This window comes from Amycolatopsis sp. SID8362, from assembly GCF_010550475.1.
Lineage (GTDB): Bacteria > Actinomycetota > Actinomycetes > Mycobacteriales > Pseudonocardiaceae > Amycolatopsis > Amycolatopsis eburnea.
The window spans coordinates 1-4238 of sequence record NZ_JAAGNB010000147.1; the positions used below are offsets into that span (position 1 = coordinate 1).

General features: G+C 72.5%; 3 protein-coding genes and 1 pseudogene. All 4 read right to left on the minus strand.

Translation table 11 applies throughout. The features are described from left to right. Positions 1–884: pseudogene (locus G3I65_RS05675) on the minus strand (CHAT domain-containing protein); the annotation flags it as partial. Between the two features lie 350 nt (positions 885–1234). Further along, positions 1235–1720: a hypothetical protein gene (locus G3I65_RS05680; RefSeq protein WP_160695164.1), complete on the minus strand. Its 486-nt coding sequence runs from the start codon at positions 1718–1720 to the stop codon at positions 1235–1237. Further along, the gene (locus G3I65_RS05685) at positions 1717–2292 is read right to left on the minus strand and encodes an RNA polymerase sigma factor (protein ID WP_125308147.1); all 576 of its coding nucleotides are present in this window, start codon (positions 2290–2292) and stop codon (positions 1717–1719) included. Before G3I65_RS05685 ends, G3I65_RS05680 begins: the two co-directional genes overlap by 4 nt. Then, positions 2289–3923, minus strand: a complete 1635-nt coding sequence (locus G3I65_RS05690; RefSeq protein ID WP_160695165.1) for a S8 family serine peptidase — start codon at positions 3921–3923, stop codon at positions 2289–2291. The genes G3I65_RS05685 and G3I65_RS05690 overlap by 4 nt, the downstream gene beginning before the upstream one ends. Between the last annotated feature and the right edge of the window lie 315 nt (positions 3924–4238).

Here is a 4238-nt window from a genome sequence, read left to right on the forward strand (position 1 = left end):
GCGGTCAGCTGCGCGACCGCGGCCCAGGTTTCGTTGCCCCGACGGCGAAACCGCCGTTCCGCGCGCCCGGCCCAGCTGCGCGCGGTCGCGGGGTCACCACTCGCCAGCGCGGCGAGCGCGCGCGTGAGTTCGGCCTCGGCGTGCTCCTGGTTCATCCGCGACCGCGGGAACTGCTCCAGCGCGGCATCCAGCTCGGCGGCGGCTTCCTGCGGCAGCCCGGCGGCGAGCAGCGCCCGCGCCTTGTCGACGGCCAGCACAGGCAGCATCCCGACGCTCTGCTCGGCGTAGAACCCGCTCGCCGCGTCGAAATCGCGCAGCGCACCGGGGATGTCGCCGGTCAGCACTCGCGCCTGCCCGCGCCCGTGCGCGGCTTTCGCGAAGATCCGGGCCAGGCCCTCTTCTTCGGGCTGCCCGGCCCCGATCTGCTCGCACTGGTCGAGATCGGCGAGCGCGAGCCGCACGCGACCGGCGTACTGGTGCAGCATCGCGCGGTTGAGCAGCGTCCGGGCGAGCACGACGAACTCGCCGGCCTGCCGCAGCAGCGGGATCGCCTCGTCGAAGCAGGTGAGGGCCTCGTCCATCCGTCCGATGAGGATGAACACGAGACCGCGCTGCTGCCGCAGGATCCCGCGCCCGGCCTCGGAAACGAGGACGTCGGCCTCATCGAGCAGGGCGAGCCCGCGCGCGCTGTTGCCCAGCGCGGTCTCGACGGCCGCGTACGTCCCGAGCACGCGCGTGGCGAGGTCGGTCCAGGCCGGCCACCCGGGCGGCGGCGCGGTGGCGGGCAGGCCGAGAAGCCGCGCGGCGGACCGGATCAGGCGCCCACCGACCACGGGCTGGCCGTTGTTGGTCGCCGCGACCGCACGCCGATGCAGGTCGCGCACCCGGTCTTCCGCCCTCGGCGACGCGACCACAGGCTGCCCTCCCGGCCGGAGCCGTCCCCCTCGGCCGAGAAGGACGACCCGGATCGTACCTCCGGGTCAGGGAGGTGCGGGAGTTCTTGCCAGGAGGGCACTTTTTCACGCGACAGCGCGATATCCGGTGTGCTGCCCGCCGCCATGAACGACTCTTTCATGTCACCGGACGCGATGAACGACCCTTTCATGACGTGGGTGGGCGGGCTGGGCTCGACAGCGCGGCCCGGCGCGGCGAACCCGGGCCGCCAAACGACGTGAATGACTCATTCATGTCACCAGACGACATGAATGAGTCATTCAAGACACCGCAACCACGCTCAAAGCTCGATGGCCGGTGTGCTCACCGTCCTCGACCTCCCGAGCGTGCGCACCAGCACCTGCACCATCCCGTGCGCGACCCCGCTCACCGCGAAACGCCCCTCGGCGTCCGACGTGGTCGTCAACGGGCCATTCGCCGTCCGGACCTCGATCGGGTGCTCGGCGGGCGGGGTCAGCCACCCGTCGAGCCGGATCGTGCCCGTCGCTTCGGGGCTCACGTTCACCATGATCGTCAGGCTTTCGCTGTCGAAAGTGATGAGCCGTCCCTGCTCGGCGGCGCTTCGCGTGACGGCGAGGCCCTCCTGCTCGCGGATGCGCATCACTTCGAGGTCGACGTCCTCCAGCGCGATGGCGAAGCGGATCTGCTCCACCAGCGTGGCGGGCATCGGGTCGGCGTCTTCCCACAGCTCGCGCACGCCGGCGAGGAGCCGGAAGTCGAGCTCGTCCAGCGGCTCGTTCGCGCCTGGTGGTTCGACGGTGGTCACAGCCAATCTCCTTCGCCGTTGGCGAGTAGCTGCTCGCGCAGGCGCGCGAGGCAGCGTCCCCTGGTCGGGCCGATACTCCCCCTCGGCATTCCCAGCCGGGCGCCCACTTCGGCGTAATCCGGCCGGTGCACGAACGCCACGATCCGCAGCAGGCTGCGGCAGCGTTCGGGCAGGTTGTCGACCGCGCGCCAGAGCCGCACGCGCTGGTCGTCGCGCAGCACCCCCTCCTCGGGTGCCGGTGACGCTTCGGCGAGCCGCTCCGGAAGCTCCGGAAGCGGCCGCTCGACCTGGCGTTTTTCCCCAGTCCGCCAGGCCTCCCGCTTGGTCACGGTGATCAGCCAGCCGGTCAGCGCGACCGGCGAGCGGATCTCCGCGAACGAACCGAGCAGGCGCAGCCACGCCGTCTGCACGACGTCGCCCGCCTGATCGGCGTCCAGCCCCTGATCGCGCGCCACCTGCCAGAGCAGCGGCGTGAGCAGGGAAACCAGTTCGTCCAGCGCCGCGCGGTCGCCTTCCCGCGCGGCGTCGAACAGTGCCGCTACCCGGCTGTGGTCGGTCTTGGCCACGTTCACAGCGAACCCAGCGCGGACCAGGCCCGCTTGACGACCGTTTCGCGGTCGACCGTGGCCAGATCCCCGGAGTGCAGCAGCAGCGCCTTGCCGATCTCGGCCGCGGCGAGCGGGGCGGCGAACGACGTCCCGTCCCAGACCGCGAAGCCGGCGCTGTAGTCGTCGGGGTCGAAGGAGTTGCGGCCGTGGTCGGGCACCTGGTGGTCGGCGGCGGCGGTGCCGCGGACGTCGGTCGGGTAGGTGCTGACCACGCCGGCGCCGGTCGCCCAGCAGCGCACCCACGGGCCCTCGTTGGAGAACAGCGCCTTGCTCGTGGTGACGTCGGGGTTGAGCGCGCCCACGCTGATCACCTGCGGGCCGCAGCCCGGGCCGAGCGGCTGGTCGGCGAAGGCCGCCGGGTAGAAGCGGCGGGTCGTGGCGTCGTTGCCCGCGGCCGCGACGACCAGCACGCCGAGGCCGAGCAGCTCGGCGATGACCGAGCCGAACTGGCCGGTGAACGCGACGTCCGCCGGGTCCTCGACGTAGTAGCCCATCGAGATCGAGACGATGTCGACCAGGTCCTGCGGCCGGTTGTTCGCCTGCGCGTTGCGGACGCGGTCGGCGAGCAGGTGCAGCGCGAGCAGCACGTCGCCCTCGTACGCGACGCCGTCGCTGTGCACGACGCGGATCGCGAGCGTGTCGGCTTCGGGGCAGGCCTGCCGGATGATGCCGGCGATGAACAGGCCGTGCCCGGTGTCGGTGTCGATGTCGCCGATCAGCGGCTGGCCGGTCGTCGGCGCGTCCCAGTAGTCGGTGAGCAGCTGCGTCGGGACGGTGGTCCCGGCGTCGATCTCGGCCTGCAGGATCGCCGCCTGGATCTCCGGCGCGACGGCGAGCCCGGAGCCGGGGGCCGGCGGGCCGGAGCGGTCGGCCAGCCCGAACCACGGGTGCGGGCCGATGCCGGTGTCGAGCACGGCGATCACCGGACGGCGGTGCGCGGGCTTGCGGCTGCGGTACGGCGGTTCGGCGGCCAGCGTCACCGGGATCCGGTTGGCGCCGTGGGTGCGCCCGTACGAGCTGCCCGCGCCGAACCCGCTGGTCTCCCACGGCGTGCCGCCGAGCCCGCTGGTCTCCCACGGGACCCCGCCGAACACCGGCGACGTGAAGAGCAGGTGCTCGACGGACATCTCCTTGACGATCTCGGGGTCGATCTCGGGCTTCTCGCCCGACGCGGCGGCGCGCAGCAGCTGCAGCGCCTTCCAGCAGTCGACGACGACCGGGTCGGAGTCCTCGCGGACCTGCAGCAGCGCGCGGACCGGCACGTCGCCGAGTTCACGGACGCGCGCGTACTCCTGGCCGTCGCCGCCGCCGTCGGCCGGGGTCGCGTAGACGCCGATGCGCGCGAGCACGCGGTTGATCGCGGCCAGTGCCTCCGGGTCGCGCAGGTACCGGTTGGGCAGCAGGAACGTGCCGGGCCGGTACACCGTCGTGCGCGGCACCGGCTGCCCGGCGGCGACGACCGCGGTCGCCGGGTCCAGCACGCGTGCGCCGTGCCGGTCGAGCAACTGCCTCGGCGGGGTCGGGAGCTCGTTCAGCGTGCTCGCGTCCTCCGCCGCCACTTCCGCGCCCTCGTCCCGGACGAACTTGACGACCATCGGGTCCACCCTCCGCCATTGATCACTGATGGCACCCGGGAAAGACCCGTGGGCCGCCACTGGAATACGACACGGACGTCTCGAATGGGTAACGACCGTGGCAAACGGGTGACGACGTATCTGGCGCGCCGGGCTCACCCACTTGGCCCTCCGGAAGTCACGGATCCATGCGGGGAGATCACCATGGTTGTGCTCCGGTCGAGCACGGGGGAGGCGACCCGGCCGGCACCGGTCCGGGGACAGGGCGGGGTGTTCACCCCGGACCCGGCCACCGGCGGCGGGCGGTTCGCGGTGCCGCTCGACCTGCCGCCCGGT